This window comes from Acinetobacter sp. DMC2 (assembly GCF_056314305.1).
Window position 1 is genome coordinate 360493 of sequence record NZ_JBQUYP010000001.1, and the last position, 15676, is coordinate 376168.

The window sequence follows — 15676 nt, forward strand, 5'->3', positions numbered from 1 at the left end:
CGAGACTTTCTATATTTTTTATAAAAGAATTGAACTAAAAATTAGCTTTAAATGTTAATGATACAAAATCTCGATCATCTATCGTGCTAAATTCATTAGAACCAAAAAAGTTATTATAGGCAATCTCTGTTGTATATTTTTGTTGATAAATCATAGATAACGCTGCACTTACACTCATTTGCCCTTCTTGAAAGTTTTGGCTATATCCATAAACATCATGTCTAAAACTAAGACTTGGCGTAATCACTGTAGAGGGTAAAATATCTTGATAATTTAATGCACCACGTAATCGGTAGCCAAATGACCATTCATTAAAAAATCCGTTTTTATTGCAAAAGCGTTCATTTAAATTGTCTATTTCTGCATTTGTAAGATGGGCTGTACCATACGGCGTACATTTAAACTCGCCTGTTTCAGGATTATAAGCACCTGTTGAAAGCTCACTACGGCCAAATGCGCCTGTCCGGCCAAACCGATGATTACCAATATCTGCAATATGATTTAAGGCAAACTCTGTAGACCATGTCATCGAATTTGCTCCCAAAATATTGAATATGCTGTCAGTTGCTCCAACCGAAAATTGTGTTACGGGTAAGCGTACATATCCTTGAATATATTGACCTAATTCAACAGTTTTTCCCGGTAGTGCAAATGGTGTTCCTTCCGATAGCACTTGAGCATAGACAATGTCTGTACCGTTTAGTTGCAAAGGTTGATTAGGTTTGTGGGTTAATTCACTAAAAACGGTTGTTGTTCCAACTTTCCCAGTCAGACTTAATCCAAACATTTTGATATTTTCAGGATAGATAGAAAAATAACTTGCGGTATTAAAATGTTCGGGTCCTGCTGCTGTTACAGCCGTTCCATCAAAGTTTGCATTACGGCTATGGTAGTTCGCATAGTAAATACCTAACTCAGCATTATTTAAACTTGGTAATGTCTGTTTTAAAGCAATGCCATATTGGCCATTGTCCTTTGCTTTTCTACTTTCTGCACGTGGAATATAGGTACGTAAACGAATTGCGGTATCTGATAATTTATCTCCCCCTCCAGCAATCAGAACTGGACCTGCGTTTTCGGGCACAAAGTCCGAAATCTCAAAGAAAGTTCCGTTACCATCAACAACTGAAGGTCTAAATTTAAATTGATAGAAACCTTCTATTTTCAAATTTTTATTAATGCTTGTGTCGAATGAAAACATTTCGGTTGGAATGATTCTTTCTTTTGTATCACCACCCGGTCGGTTAATTGCAGCAAAATCAAATGCACTCACCGAATTTAAACCGTTTTGAAAAAACTGAGATTTCCCCCAATTTAAAGTCTGTTTGCCTAATTTTAAATTGATATTTTTTACACCACCCAGTTCAAAATCTTTCCATATATAGGCATTCCATAAATCGATACCTTTGAACTTTGCGAGCCTTGGCCATGCTGAGTCATTAAAGGTTTTAAAGTCTCCATGTCCTGTCTCATAGGCATGGTCATACCAGTATTTAGTGCTCATAACTGCACCTTGATGTTTTCCATTTAGCTTAACTTCAGTTATGCCTCTGATGATCTGTGAAATGGCATCATATTTACTAAAATTCATTCGCCCATCATCACCATTCACATCAATGCTAGCGCCTTGTTTGCCTATTTTGTTTGCGTCAGGCCGATAAAGTAATGAAACGGATGGATCTTGCGTACTCCAATTTGCACCTAGGCTTAATGTCGTTTTTGTCTCGAACTTCCAGTCTTCATCAATATCAAAACTGGCTGCATTTGCTTTAGACATGAATAAAATTAGGCTTAATGAAACACCTATTTTTTGAATATATAAAACGTGATTATTTCTTTGATTTAAATAGACGTAATGACCCATCATATTATCTCCCTATAAATATGATTTTTCTTATTTATTGCTTATTACTCAAAGCCATCCATTGGCTTTAAATGGTTTTCATAAGCAGGTATTTTTTGCCCTAGGCTGGTTGTTCAACCTGATCTAATTGTTGAATGAATTGTTCAGCCAAGGGCCAATAGCCAAAGCCAGATGCAGGATTTAAATGTCCCACATCACCTAAATTTACGAGTCGACTACCCCACTTTTCTGCCATTTCACCTACAGCTTCATGACGAGCTAAATGGTCATTGGTGCTTGCAACCAAAATGCTGGGAAAAGGTAGTTCTTGATCTGGTAAAGGACTCCATCCTTCTTGATGAAGTTCAGTTGGGCTTGGATAATTTTCTGGCCAGCTTTCGTTTAAGTCAGGGGGAGCCACAAGTAAAGCACCCTGAATTGGTCGTTGATATTTTGCAGCCCAGTGTAGGGTCATCAGCACGCCTGCGCTGTGTGCAACCAAAATGACAGGCCCTTGTATTTGTTCGAGTTGTGCCTCAATAGCAGCAACTCTATTTTCACAATTGAGTTTGTTGGTTTGCACAGGCGGTACAGAGCGAACTTTTGCTAGCTTTGTTTCTAAGATCGTTTGCCAATGCTCGGGAACATGATCGCGTAACCCCGGAATAATTAAAATTGTTGCTTTGGTTTGTATTTTTTCCATTTCAACGCCTGTGAATTTTGCCATCTAGGAGCCATAAGAATTTCTATAAAACTCCATTTACAATAAAGGCTCATTTCAGTTAATGGTGTACATAAGGCGTCACGGACTTTTCATTTGACGACACATCTTTTTAAAATTTCGTAAATTAATTAAAATAGTTTTTGTAATTACAAGTGAGCCAAAAGAATAGTTTTAAAATTAAGTAGACATCACGATTAGGCTCTTAAATAAAAGCTTTTGTAATGTAGATATTTTAGTTATAACTAGATATGAGCTGTAAGGAATATGGCTGATTAAGAACAGGAGATAATAAAATGGTGCCTCTTGCGCATACCGCCTCTTTAAAAAATTATTTGGCAGTTGCTCAGCAATTAGATCTAAATCCCTACCATTTATTATCACGTGTTGGGCTTAGCCAAACTCAATTGAATGATCTTAAACAACGTATTCCTGTAGATAAAGCCATTACCTTGCTTGAAGACTCAGCCCAAATGAGTAATTGTGATGTATTCGGTTTATATATGGCAGAGCAACGTGAAATCGCGGATTTTGGTGAACTGAGCTTATTATTAAGTTACCAATACACTTTGAGAGAAGCGCTACAAACGATTGTTCGTTATAGAAATTTACTCAATAACTCACTTGAAATATATATAGAAGAAATTGACGATACGGTTGTTATTCGAGAGGAAGTAGTGACAACAACTTGCGGGTATAGTCGCCAAGCCACAGAACTTGCTTTAGGAATCACCCATCGTTTTTGTGCAGCACTCATGATGCAAAAATGGCGGCCGTTAAGTATCCACTTTACTCATAACCCGCCCAGTGATTTAACTTTGCATCGGCGGATTTTTGGCTGTGCGCTCGAGTTTGGTAGTGACTTTAATGGTATTGTTTGTACGGCGGCCGAACTTGATACAACAAACCCTCAAGCAAATCTGGCTATGGCCAACCATGCACAGCGTTATTTAGATATTTTGCAGAATAGTAATGAATCGACCATGATTTTTGATATTCGTAAAAGTATTTATCTTCTTTTGCCAATGGGTCGCGCTACGATTGATCAAGTCGCTCAAACACACGGTATTCATGTTCGGACCTTGCAGCGTCGTTTAGAAGAAGCTCAAACGAGTTTTAGTGATTTAATGAATGAAGTACGCAAAGACCTCGTATTTCGTTATTTAAAAAATCTAAATTATTCACTTGCTCAAGTGTCTGATATTTTAGGTTACTCAATGCCGAGTTCTTTTACGCGTTGGTTCATTAGCCAATTTGGTATGTCACCAAATATGTGGCGTAGTCACAATAAAGCCCTGCTCAATTAATTTCTCTTTATGTGAAGCCCAATCAAGTCATTTAAAATATAAGGAAGCTGGAGAACGACTTCATAGCTTCCTTAAAAATTTAATTTTTTAAAATTAAAACCACAAGTGCATAAGCCCAAGAACCAATACCACTAAAAAGATGCTTTCGCCGATCATTAAAAGAATCGGTTTAATGCCAACAGATGCTAATTCTTTTAACTGAGTTTTCATTCCTAAAGCACTAATTGCAATGACTAAAAACCAGCGTGATAAATCATTAATTCCATTTTGAACCATCGTTGGTACCCATCCTGTACTGTTAATACAAGCCAGTATTAAAAAGCCAACAGCAAACCAAGGCAGTAATGGTGGCCGCTCTCCAGTTGAATCTGCTCCTTGCATACGGGTAATCATAGCCGCACAAACAATGACTGGAAGCAGCATCGCCACACGCATAAGTTTAACTACAGTCGCCGTATCACCTGTTTGAGTAGACATGCTATAACCAGCGCCGACCACTTGTGCCACATCGTGAATCGTAGCACCAAGAAACACACCAGCCGCTTGTGGCGATAACTCCAACCACTTCGCAATCATCGGATAGACAATCATTGCAAATGTTGAAAGTGCCGACACGCCAATTACGGTAAACAAAGTCGCTTTTTCTTTTTGCGGATGATTTGGAAAAGCAGCCGATAGTGCCAATGCAGCTGAAGCACCACAGATTGCCGTTGATCCACCAGTGAGCATGCCAAATAGTTTTTGGAAACCTAAGATTTTAGCTGCAATAACAGAAACGGCGATTGTGACAATAACCAGAGTGACGACTAACGCAACAGGTTGCCAACCTAGTGCGGTAATTTGCCCCAAAGTTATGCGCATGCCGAGTAATGCAATACCCATCCGCAGCACACTCCGTGCGGTAAATTCGATCCCTGCCTTACATTTACTTTCAGCTGCTAAAAAATTCACGCTCATGCCGAGCAATAGTGCAAATAGCATGACTGGTGCACCATAGTGCTCTGATAAAAAACAGGCAGCCGCAGCAACGACCGAACTGACCACAAAGCCTGGTGCTAATTCTCTTGTACGCTGGGAAAAATTTTTCAAAACTAAACTACTCATGATTTTCCCCACAGCCCATCACAATAAATACTTTGTCCTCGATCACTTCTACGGGATAGGTTGCAACTTTGAGATGAGCAGAATTAACTAAACAGCCATTTGTTAAATCAAAACGTAGACCATGGGCACAACACTGAATCACTCGTCCTTCTAGACGTCCACTAAATAACGATGCCCCCTGATGAGGACAACTGTCATCGATTGCATAAAATTGAGTCGCAACGTTAAATAGTGCGAGATTTTTATCTCCCATTTTTAAAAAAGCTCGCTCACCTGAATTCGGTATTTTCTCAAAAGGCACTTCAAATCGGTTGGTCATATCAACTCTCCTTGTGCCACCATTGCCTCTTGCATTGCTTGATAAAGTACATCTGCTGATTGCGCGCCCACTAAGGCTGAAGCCCGATCAAAAATAAAATAAGGCACGCCATTACCTCCTGTACTTGCAGAGATAAAATCTTGATGATCTTGAATAAGTAAATCTTTGATAAGCTCAGGTGAGAAACCACAACGTTTCGCGATTTTGTATAAAGTAGTGGTATTTCCGATGTCTAACCCATCATAAAAATATGCAGCAAAGAGTTGTTCTAACAACGCATTGCACTGCTCAGGAGTTCCTATTTTTAAAGCTTTATCAAATAAGCGGTGAGCTTTGGCCGTATTTGGCATCCGTTTAATCTGTTCAAAATCGATCTTGAGCCCAACTTTATGTGCAGCTTTATTGACCTGTTCTTGTCTCATACGAACTGCTGTTAAGCTACCTAACCGTTTCAAATAAAACGTTTGAAACGGTACACCTTCAACTGCTAAGTCCGGTATGAGCTGAACACCTCGCCAGTGCACGACAACTTTGACTTTGGGGTGAAGCTGATAAAATCTATTTATAGCGATCAGTAACTGACGTTTTCCGATCAAACACCAAGGACAAATAAAGTCAAAAAATACATCAATATGTAATTGCCGAATCATCATTTGTTATTCATCCCGCATTTTTGTATTTGGTTACCTGTATGATTTTTAAGCTCAGTTATTCCTTGCTGCTCAAAACGCGCGATATCTTTGTGATAATGACGTTTGGCATAAAAAAATACGGCTGCGGCTGCAATACTGACCAATGGCATGAGCTGAAATGCACTATGTAAACCAATCACATCAGATACTTTGCCAACGACTAAAGGACCAAGCGCTAAACCAAGAAAATTGTTAGCTAAGGTGAGTGTTGCAAATGCAGAGCCATGAACTGAGTTATGTGTGAGATTGGCCACCATGGCACTAGATGGCCCATTGGTTCCTAAGGCAATAAACATTCCTAGGCAGATGAGAAGTAACTGGTTACGTCCCGCAGGCACAGCAAAAGCAATGAATAAAAGAACACAACCGAGCAAGCAGTAGGTAATCGCTAAACTGACCTTACGATCTGGACAGTTACGGCCTAAATAATCACACAACATGCCGCATAGAATTGTGCCTACTGCACTACATAGTAAAATGACTGCTGCCATCACACCTGCCTTGTCGGTACTCATGCCGTAATAACGATTGAGATAACTCGGCATCCAGACAATCACTGTCCCACCAACAAATAATTGCAGACCACTACCAATGTAAGTGGCAATGACTGAACGACTTGAATATAAAGTTTTTAAAGGGCTTTTAATGTGCTGGGTTTTACTACGAATTTTATTTTGAGGCTCTGCGTTTATTCTGTTTTCTTTCACTAAAATTGGATATAGAAAAGCCAAAATGAGACCAAATAAAGCAATGCCTCCAAATGCCCAACGCCAACCGAAGTGCTGTGCGAGTACACCACCTAAAGCCACACCCAAAAATGAACCAAATACGCCGCCCGCCATAAATGCGCTGGCGAGTGTTGCACGCATTTCTCGGGGAAAAACAGCAACAACCACCGCGATTCCAACGCTGCCATAAGCTGCCTCACCCACACCAACCATAAAACGAGCAATAAACATTTGCTCATAATTTTCAGCCAGTGCACATCCTAGAGTCGCCAAACTCCATAAAGCCGCCATAATGGCCAAGCTTTTCACTCGCCCAAAACGGTCTGCCATTAAAGACAACGGCAGAGTCAATAAACCCACCATTAAAGCAACAATGCCACTGAGCAAACCTAGCTGACTGTCACTGAGTAACCACTCATTTTTAAGTAAAGGAAAGACTGCGTTTAAGACTTGTCGAGACATGTAATCTGAAATGAGCAAACCAAATGTCAAAGCAAAAACAAGCCATGCATAACGACGAGGTATACTGATTGACGTATCAACATCGCTCATCTGATCTGAATACTGATGTGCATTCATACGACCTCCTTGTATTTTTTATAATTTCTATGTAGCTAGTGCAGCAACACACTTTTAAAATTAAAGCGAGTAAACTGCACTACAATTGAGGTCTACATTCCGTTAGACCTTGTCAAATTAGTTACGCTGCGGCACGCCCTTTTGCCCTGTTTTACGGTTGGGTGCCATACCATTTGCGATTAGGGTTTCTTCAATACTGTTGTATTGCACCCCAATACGATAAATTTCACGGGCTTCTTTTCCTGAGGCAATTTCACGGCCTAATTCATGGGCAATTCGAACTGTTTGTTTAATTTGCTCTACAGATGAAAAACGGCGTCCGTGATGATCAATGATCGTGTCTTCATTACCCACACGGGCATGTAAACCCATTGCCATCGACATCGTATTAAAAGGCAATACATTTTTGAGCAAAGATTCTGATGTCAAAGTACATCCATCAGGTACGCGATGAATAAAATTAAAGAAATTAAATGGATTTGGACCATCAAAACCACCGCCAATTCCAATCCAAGTTAAGTTTAACGGCCCCATGTACAACCCTTTACGCACCATACGTTCTAGCGTCTCAAGGCCATGCATACCCGTTAACTGAAAGTGCGGTTGAATATTGTTTTTACATAACCGCTTAATATGTTCGGTAACCCATGCAGGCCCTGCTGGCACAGTCATCTCTGCATATGCTGCTTGAGTCGTTGGATGTGCCAATGAAGTCCCTTCTAAATATTCAGGATAGAGCAATTCCATAATATTCATTTGTGTGGTGTTAATTGCCACCGTAACCTGATCGGGTTTTGGAGTGAGCTCAGCTAACATATGTCGGGTGTCATCACTTAGCCATAGAGCCGCTTCACCTTCACTCTCTGGTGCAAATGAAATCGAACCGCCTACCTGAATAATCATGTCAGGCACAGCCTCACGAACCCCTGCAATAAGCTCATTAAATTTTGACAAGCGCTTAGAGCCTTTGCCATCAAGTTCGCGCACATGTAAATGCAGCACCGTAGCGCCCGCTTCATAGCACTCAACCGCTTTTTGTATTTGCTCATCCATGGTCACTGGAATATCTTCGGGAAAGTCTTCCGGCATCCATTCGGGGCCATACGGCGCAACCGTGATTACCACTTTTTCCATATTTTCCGGGTGCAATGAGTCGTCAAAGAATTGCATGTGCATCTCCTCATATATTTTTTAGAATTTTCAAATAGATAAAATTTTTTAATCTATATACTTAATAGGTTGCGTCACCAATAATGCCGGCCCGTTCCATTTTTCGGTGGCAAGGTGGGTAATCCATGACTGCATAATGTTGTGTACTGCGGTTATCCCAAATGGCAATGCTGTTAGGCTTCCAGCGCCAACGCACTTGAAACTCTGGAATATAGGCTTGAGAAATTAAGTAACGCAGTAGTTCAGCTGCGCCCGGATTGGCATCTTGTCCAAATCTGACGCGTTCTTTGGTGTGATAGTTACTAAAGTGGGTTGTGAACGCGTTGACGTATAAAATTTTCTCTCCAGTTTCAGGATGAGTACGTACCACTGGGTGCTCAGCATCAGGAAACTTTGCTTTTAAGTCCAAGCGTTTTTCAAGTGGCATAGCCGCACCGAAACTCGCTTCTATGCTGTGATAAGCACGTAAGTCAGCAATCTTATCCTTAATATCATCGGGTAAAGACGTATAGGCCATGACCATATTGGTCCACATAGTATCGCCACCCACTGGTGGGCATTCAACACAGTGCAACACGCATCCCATCGGTGGAACCTTGCGCCAGCTTGCATCGCTATGCCAAGCATTTTCATAACGATCGACGGGACTTTCAGGATGTTTATAAATCTGCACCAAACCTGGATGATCAGGATGGCTACCTACCGCAGGATGATCTTCTAACTGTCCAAATTTTTCTGCAAATGCAACATGATCCTGACGGGTTAAATGCTGATCTCGTAAAAACAACACACGATGCTTAAGTAGTTGAGTGCGAATTTCAGCAAATAATCCATCATCATAAATCGCATCAGCAAGTTTGACGCCACTGAGCTCTGCACCAATATTGCAAGTTAACTGTTCAATTTGCATAAGAAATCCTTTCAAATTACAAAGATTGATGAACCTATTGTTTTACGTGCTTCCAAATCACGATGAGCTTGCACGGCATCCTTTAACTCATAGCGCTGATTAATTTCAATTTTGATTCGTCCATGCCGAACATGATCAAATAATTCATTTGCCAGTTCTTTCTTCTCGGCAGGATCTGCAATGTAATCTGCCAAAGCTGGACGTGTGACAAACAATGATCCTTTCACTGCGAGTAATACCGGATCAAAAGCAGGAATTGGACCAGACGCTGTTCCTACACAGACAAACAAACCACGGCGTTTTAGGGAATCTAATGAACTCATAAAAGTCGCTTGACCAACACTATCGAAAACGACATTTACACCAACGCCATCTGTTAACTCACGTACACGTTCGGCAACATTTTCATGACTGTAGTTAATGACATGATCACAACCATGAGCTCGCGCTACGGCAGCTTTTTCTTCTGAAGATGTGGTACCGATAACAGTCAAGCCAAGTAATTTGGCCCATTGAGAAACAATCAGCCCAACACCACCTGCGGCTGCATGTAGTAAAATTGAATCGCCCGCTTTAAAGTCATAAATACGGCGCATCAGATAAGCAGCGGTCAGCCCTCGCATGGTCATGGCTGCCGCTGTTTCACAAGAAATTTCTTCGGGTAATTTAATTAAAGCATTTGCTGGAATTAGACGGTGAGTACTATATGCACCTAAGGTATTTAAAAAACCTGTATAAGTAACTCGATCACCCACTTTAAGATGGGTCACTCCTTCGCCTAAAGCTTCAACGACACCTGAAGCTTCGACGCCCATACCATTAGGCATTGGAATTTGATAGGTTCCATTACGAAAATATGTATCGGCATAATTTAGGCCGACTGCCATATGACGTAGGCGTACTTCTCCAGCTTTAGGATCTCCTACTTCTACATCTTCATAGCGCATTACTTCTGGCGTTCCTGTTCCATAGAAACGTATAGCTTTCGTCAACGTCATGTCCTATTCCATATTTTGGTTTTTTATTGAGTGCCTATAAAAGCAATAACCAAAATTACAACAGTTAGGATATGGGCCACTTTACATTTGACGACACAAGCTTAACGTTTAATGACAAAGGGCTAAATAGTATTCCCAGCAATTGCAGCAGACTTATGTAGATTGTCGCTAACAGAATTTTTATTTTCATTTAAGCTAAAACTGACCGCCTCTTTTGCATGAATGGCGGTCGTATCAAATAAAGGAACCGAGAATTTAAGCTCACCAATCAACATACAAATTTCAGTACAACCCAAGATAACACCTTGGGCACCTTCAGCTATGAGTCTCTCTACAATAGCGATGTACTTTTGCTGAGAATCTGGGTTAATCACACCTAAACAAAGTTCTTCATAAATGATGCTATGAACTATCTTTCTATCGGCTTCATTTGGAATAACGACATCAATTCCATAATCTTGCAATCGAGCTTTATAAAAATCTTGCTCCATTGTAAAAGCTGTCCCCAACAGAGCAACTTTACCAATGTTTTGACTCAAAATTTCTTTTGCAGTTGCATCAGCGATGTGTAAGAAAGGAATCGAAATTGAATCTTCAATCTGTGCAGCAACTTTATGCATGGTGTTAGTACACACCAAAATACAATCTGCTCCTGCCTTTTCTAAATTTTGTGCTTGCTCAGCTAAATATGCGCCAGCTTCTTGCCATAAACCCTGCGCTTGCAAGGCTGCTATTTCTTCAAAATCGACACTATTAATAATGACTTTAGCAGAGTGCAATTTTCCTAATTTACTGTGAACCATTTTATTGATTTGTTGATAATAAAGCGCTGTAGATTCCCAACTCATTCCGCCTAATAAGCCGATTGTTTTCATTATTGAATCCTTCTATTTATGTAAAACTTATCTATATCTCTTATGAGTAAAGCGTAGCTAGAATAAAATTGCTTTCTTAAATTTTTTCTTGCTTATCCTATTTATTAATCTTAAACGCTGTGAAGTCGATAGAAATTTGTAAGTTGAATAGACCTAATTGATGAAATTTCCAAAACAGAAAACTCTCTCCATCAAACCCAAATCATAAATATAAGAATTCACGCAAACTTCACGACCAGCTCTTTAATTTAATCTTATAAAGTTGGCTTGGATATCGACATGAAAATTATAACTACAGCCCTTGGGCTGATTACTTTGGTAGGTTTAACAGCGTGTAAAAGTGTGCCTAGTTACTCAGGTGACTATGGCAAAGCTGAACAAAAAATTACGGGAATAGAATTAAATGACCAACAGGCACTAGATATCGGTAATCGTTTTGTTGCCGCATTTAATACGCTTGGCACCCCTTCTTTTGTGAATAACGCGAGTCATCTTTACGCTGATCAACTTTATATCAACGATACACTCTCGCAGTTCTCTCAAAAGCAAGATCTCATTAAGCATTTTGAAGGCATGAATGCCCGAGTGAGTAATGTCACTGTAAAACTCATTAGTGCAACTCATCACCAAGATACAGCCTACATTCATTGGTACATGACCTATGACTTTAAAATGTTAGGTCGCTCAAAAACCATGGCTTCTTATGGAATTAGTCAAATTAAGATTAATGAGCAACAAAAAATTATTTTCCAGCAAGATTATTGGGATCCAGCGAATGGCCTTTACCGTTCTTTACCAATATTTGGAGGAGTATATAAATGGGTATTACCGTTCAAAAAAGTCGAGTCTTGATATTTCTAGGAATCTTAATCGCATCTCAGGCGAATGCGGCTGAACTAAAAAAATGCAGTTCAGCACCTTTAATGGTGACGAGTAAGAATGTAGGAAATGTCAGTTACTTTGCTGAAGACTGCTTAAAAAATTGGCAAAGCCAAAGCATCAAACTGGACTTTAGCTATAATCGCGATATTCCCGAGTGGGCATTTAAACGCGCAGCAGCCCACTTTTTGAAGAAAAATGTTAGCGGCTTTGATGCAAAATCTCCGCTTAATCATATTAATGAACTATATAGGCCAATTAAAAGTGGAGATCTTTATAGTCTCTATTACCAACATGAAAATCAAAAACTAGAACTAAAATTAAACCAGAAGCTACTGGGTTCTTTAAACAATCCGAATGCAAATCAATATTTTAAAATCTGGTTTGGTAGCGAACCATTTAATGCTAAATTAAAACAACAACTATTAAATTAATGGCTTAATAAAATCTCATGGGTAATCACTTTATCCTCATGGTTGAGGACCATTTTGAACTCGCAGCAACGGTCTGCGAATTTCTTGAAGTGCATGGTTATGTGATCGATCATGCTCGCAATTTAGATGCTGCACGGACTTTTCTCAAATCGCAGCATTATCATCTTTTGCTGCTCGACATAAATCTGCCCGATGGCTCAGGTTATGATCTATGCAACTGGCTACGCACCGAACAAGGTGTGGATATTCCCGTTCTTATGCTAACAGCAAGAGATACTTTAGATGACAAACTTAAAGGCTTTACTGCTGGCACAGATGATTATTTGGTAAAACCTTTTGATTTTAATGAATTAGTGATGCGAATCCGTGCATTAATAAAAAGAGCAGCTGGTGAAGTTACTCATCATAAAATTCAGATTCACGACTTAATTCTTGATAGTGCAACTCAAACCGTGGTTCGTGCCGGAAATAATATCGAGTTACCCCCTATTCAATTTAAACTATTAAAAATTTTGATGCGCCAGTCTCCAAAAGTGGTGACCAAACAAGAACTGATGATGGAGCTATGGGGCGATGAAGAACCTGAAAGTGATGCGTTACGCAGTCACATCTACAACTTAAGAAAAATGGTTGATAAACCTTTTGACCCTAAATTATTACACACAGTAGCAGGTGTCGGTTTAAAAATTGCTTTAGACAGTTCTACAAGTTAACTCAAATAAACCACAACAATTAAGCCCGTGGTCGGTTCCAAATCGAGTTCGGGATGAGTGGTTAAATAATATTGTCGATCAAACAACTCGACTCGCCATCCTAATTGTTTACAAAGCTTTTGTACCAATTGCAAACCAATTCCATGGCCTTTAGCCTTTAAAGAGAGTTGTGAATCACTGAGCTCTTGTACTTTCACATCGTTAGGTAAAGAAATTCCAATTCCATTATCGGCAATAATTAGGCTGTTTTTTTGTTGAATGATGTCGATTTGTGAGCCTTGAGAATAGTTCAGCGCATTACGTAAAATATTACCTAAAACCATTTGTGTCATAGAAGGATATATCCAACGCGGCTGTTCAGAAAGATCAGGTTGAATATGAATATGTATGCCCTTACTCTCGCTGACCGCATCTAAACTTTCGACTAATTCATTTACAGTCTTAGATAAAAAATTCTTTTCAGAAGGTAAGCTTTTTACTGTATTACGTGCGATTGCTAGTAAGGTGTCGACTAATAACTGCATATCTTCAATTGTATTATGAAGTCGAACTAGGGCTTTATCTTCTCCATACTTCGCCTGACAAAGTTGCACATTACCCTTTAAGATTGTGAGCGGAGTGCGCAGTTCATGACTCACATCTCCTGTAAATTCTCTTTCGCGTCGAATAAAATCGCTTAAAACCTGATGATATTTTTCCAAGGCTTGTTTGAGATATTCTGCTTCCATATTGCCATTGGTATTAATATCTTTAAAAGGTGATGCTTGTGTGTCTTGATGTGCCCAATCAATATTTTCTAATGCATTTGCTAAACGTGTAATAGGTGAAAAATAGCGCCTAGCTCTTCGGTTTGACCACCATAAAAAACTATATAGAACAGATAAACTGAACATAAGGGGAGCAAGTCCAAATAACCAGATCAGCTTATTGACATTACTTTCGCCAAATACCAAAAGTACATGTTGTCCCTTACGTTCTCCATATACCGTCATACGTTCTTTACCATCAACAAATATTCGGTGAACCCCACTTTCTAACCGCATATCTTTAAAGGGTTGTGGTGCTACCTGTGTATTCCACCGATATCCATATAAATTTTTGGTATCTGGTAAATCTGCATTTGGATTACGTTCGATGCGTAACCAGTAATGTTCCATTTCCTGCTCTAAAGCAGTTTTAAGTAAAGAGCCTTTAATTACCCAAGCACTACAAGCCAACCCGACCACGATCGATAATGCAATCAGACCAATCTGCAACCAATAATATCGATTGAACATTTGGGCTAATGGATGACTAGCTTTGCCATCGTTTCGAGTTCTTATCATATCTTTATCGCCGGGATAGGCTGTAGAAATTACAATGCTCTCTTTTTAAATAAAAAGTGACCAATGACCCATTCTTGTCCTTGCTCAAAACCAAACAGCTCGGCACAAGCCATGAAGAAAATACGCCAGCGTTGCCACCAAATGTTGGCATCTTTTCCATAGATTTTTTTAAACAGTGGTTTCAGTTCGACTTCTTGGTTATCCATGTTATCAAGCCAAGCATTTGCCGTTCTCATATAGTGCTCACCCGACCACTGCCACTGTTGAGCCAACTCTAAATGCTCTTGAAAATGCAAAAAAGTTGAAGTCGACGGCATTAAACCGCCAGTAAAGAAATACTTCGACATCCAATCATAGTCTGATTTCACTTCAAAAGGATAATGTAAAAAGCGATGACAAAAAATATGGCACCAGAGTAAGCCATCTGCTCTCAACCAACCCTGAATTTTTTCAAAAAGACGTTGATAGTTACGAACATGTTCAAACATTTCAACCGATACGACTCGGTCAAACTGACCTTTTTCAAGTTCAAGTACATTTACATCACAGGTAAGTACTTCAATATTGTTTAAACCTCTTAACTTTGCTTGCCCAAGAATATGCTTCTTCTGTGTAGCAGAGTTAGAAACTGCCGTAATCTGTGAACGTGGATAGTTTTCTGCCATCCACAAAGTTAAAGAACCCCAGCCACAGCCTAGCTCTAAAATGTGTTGACCATTTTTAAGTTGTGCTCTTTCACAATAAAGCTGAAGTGCGAGTTCCTCTGCCTGATCTAAAGTTGTTGTTTTAGTCGGGAAATAACATGCACTGTATTTGAGTCTTTTTCCAAGCACCGCCTGAAAAAACTCAGTGGGTAATTCATAGTGCTGCTCGTTTGCTTTATCTGTTTCAACGGCGATTTCACTCCGTTTTAACATATTAAGTACATCCATATAGCGCTGTGCCCCTTGTTCAGGGTCATAACGGCCTTCTTGAATTAAGCGTTTTTTGCTTAAAGCACGAATTGCAGCTCGAATGGCATGATCTGGAATCACACCACTTTCAACAATTTTCAAAGACTGATGAACAATAAAATCCAT

Annotated in this window: 16 protein-coding genes; 4 read left to right on the forward strand and 12 right to left on the reverse strand. The window is 39.6% G+C overall.

Features of this window, described 5'->3' with window-relative positions:
- Positions 1-34: 34 nt before the first annotated feature.
- Together ACT53H_RS01715 and ACT53H_RS01720 are read right to left on the reverse strand one after the other, a co-directional pair.
- Positions 35-1864, reverse strand: coding sequence for a DUF1302 domain-containing protein (locus ACT53H_RS01715; RefSeq protein ID WP_476008685.1), 1830 nt, complete (start codon positions 1862-1864; stop codon positions 35-37).
- Between the two features lie 100 nt (positions 1865-1964).
- A complete protein-coding gene (locus tag ACT53H_RS01720; RefSeq protein WP_312821647.1) occupies positions 1965-2570 on the reverse strand; it encodes an RBBP9/YdeN family alpha/beta hydrolase in 606 nt (201 codons plus the stop codon).
- Positions 2571-2860: 290 nt separating this feature from the next.
- Here ACT53H_RS01720 and ACT53H_RS01725 point away from each other — a divergent pair, with 290 nt between their 5' ends.
- Positions 2861-3871, forward strand: a complete 1011-nt coding sequence (locus tag ACT53H_RS01725; RefSeq protein ID WP_476008458.1) for an AraC family transcriptional regulator — start codon at positions 2861-2863, stop codon at positions 3869-3871.
- Between the two features lie 93 nt (positions 3872-3964).
- Here the strand turns inward: ACT53H_RS01725 and ACT53H_RS01730 are convergent, their stop codons facing one another.
- From ACT53H_RS01730 to ACT53H_RS01765, 8 genes are all read right to left on the reverse strand, one after another.
- Positions 3965-4975 (reverse strand): YeiH family protein, encoded by a 1011-nt coding sequence (locus ACT53H_RS01730; protein ID WP_476008459.1) that lies wholly within the window; start codon positions 4973-4975, stop codon positions 3965-3967.
- Positions 4968-5276 carry a Rieske (2Fe-2S) protein gene (locus tag ACT53H_RS01735; RefSeq protein WP_174727713.1) on the reverse strand — a complete coding sequence of 103 codons (309 nt, stop codon included), beginning with the start codon at positions 5274-5276 and terminating at the stop codon, positions 4968-4970. The genes ACT53H_RS01730 and ACT53H_RS01735 overlap by 8 nt, the downstream gene beginning before the upstream one ends.
- A 14-nt stretch (positions 5277-5290) precedes the next feature.
- Positions 5291-5947 (reverse strand): DsbA family oxidoreductase, encoded by a 657-nt coding sequence (locus tag ACT53H_RS01740; RefSeq protein WP_174727698.1) that lies wholly within the window; start codon positions 5945-5947, stop codon positions 5291-5293.
- Positions 5944-7293, reverse strand: a complete 1350-nt coding sequence (locus ACT53H_RS01745) for an MFS transporter (protein WP_476008460.1) — start codon at positions 7291-7293, stop codon at positions 5944-5946. The genes ACT53H_RS01740 and ACT53H_RS01745 overlap by 4 nt, the downstream gene beginning before the upstream one ends.
- A gap of 117 nt (positions 7294-7410) precedes the next feature.
- A complete protein-coding gene (locus ACT53H_RS01750) occupies positions 7411-8463 on the reverse strand; it encodes a beta-keto acid cleavage family enzyme (protein ID WP_476008461.1) in 1053 nt (350 codons plus the stop codon).
- A 61-nt stretch (positions 8464-8524) separates the two neighbouring features.
- A complete protein-coding gene (locus ACT53H_RS01755; RefSeq protein ID WP_476008462.1) occupies positions 8525-9373 on the reverse strand; it encodes a TauD/TfdA dioxygenase family protein in 849 nt (282 codons plus the stop codon).
- A gap of 11 nt (positions 9374-9384) precedes the next feature.
- The gene (locus tag ACT53H_RS01760) at positions 9385-10371 is read right to left on the reverse strand and encodes a quinone oxidoreductase family protein (RefSeq protein WP_476008463.1); all 987 of its coding nucleotides are present in this window, start codon (positions 10369-10371) and stop codon (positions 9385-9387) included.
- A 122-nt stretch (positions 10372-10493) separates the two neighbouring features.
- Positions 10494-11246: an aspartate/glutamate racemase family protein gene (locus ACT53H_RS01765; protein ID WP_440202334.1), complete on the reverse strand. Its 753-nt coding sequence runs from the start codon at positions 11244-11246 to the stop codon at positions 10494-10496.
- A 279-nt stretch (positions 11247-11525) separates the two neighbouring features.
- Between ACT53H_RS01765 and ACT53H_RS01770 the strand changes: the two genes are divergently transcribed.
- From ACT53H_RS01770 to ACT53H_RS01780, 3 genes are read left to right on the forward strand one after another with little or no spacing between them, the layout of a single operon-like run.
- Positions 11526-12098: a nuclear transport factor 2 family protein gene (locus ACT53H_RS01770; RefSeq protein ID WP_004791377.1), complete on the forward strand. Its 573-nt coding sequence runs from the start codon at positions 11526-11528 to the stop codon at positions 12096-12098.
- Positions 12065-12559, forward strand: coding sequence for a chalcone isomerase family protein (locus ACT53H_RS01775; protein ID WP_004791375.1), 495 nt, complete (start codon positions 12065-12067; stop codon positions 12557-12559). Before ACT53H_RS01770 ends, ACT53H_RS01775 begins: the two co-directional genes overlap by 34 nt.
- Before the next feature lie 17 nt (positions 12560-12576).
- Positions 12577-13272, forward strand: coding sequence for a response regulator transcription factor (locus ACT53H_RS01780; RefSeq protein WP_004791373.1), 696 nt, complete (start codon positions 12577-12579; stop codon positions 13270-13272).
- Here ACT53H_RS01780 and ACT53H_RS01785 read toward each other — a convergent pair.
- Together ACT53H_RS01785 and ACT53H_RS01790 are read right to left on the reverse strand one after the other, a co-directional pair.
- The gene (locus ACT53H_RS01785; protein WP_476008464.1) at positions 13269-14597 is read right to left on the reverse strand and encodes a sensor histidine kinase; all 1329 of its coding nucleotides are present in this window, start codon (positions 14595-14597) and stop codon (positions 13269-13271) included. The two genes, ACT53H_RS01780 and ACT53H_RS01785, sit on opposite strands and share 4 nt — an antisense overlap.
- 29 nt (positions 14598-14626) lie before the next feature.
- Entirely contained in the window at positions 14627-15676 is a 1050-nt protein-coding gene (locus ACT53H_RS01790) for an SAM-dependent methyltransferase (RefSeq protein ID WP_476008465.1), read from the reverse strand.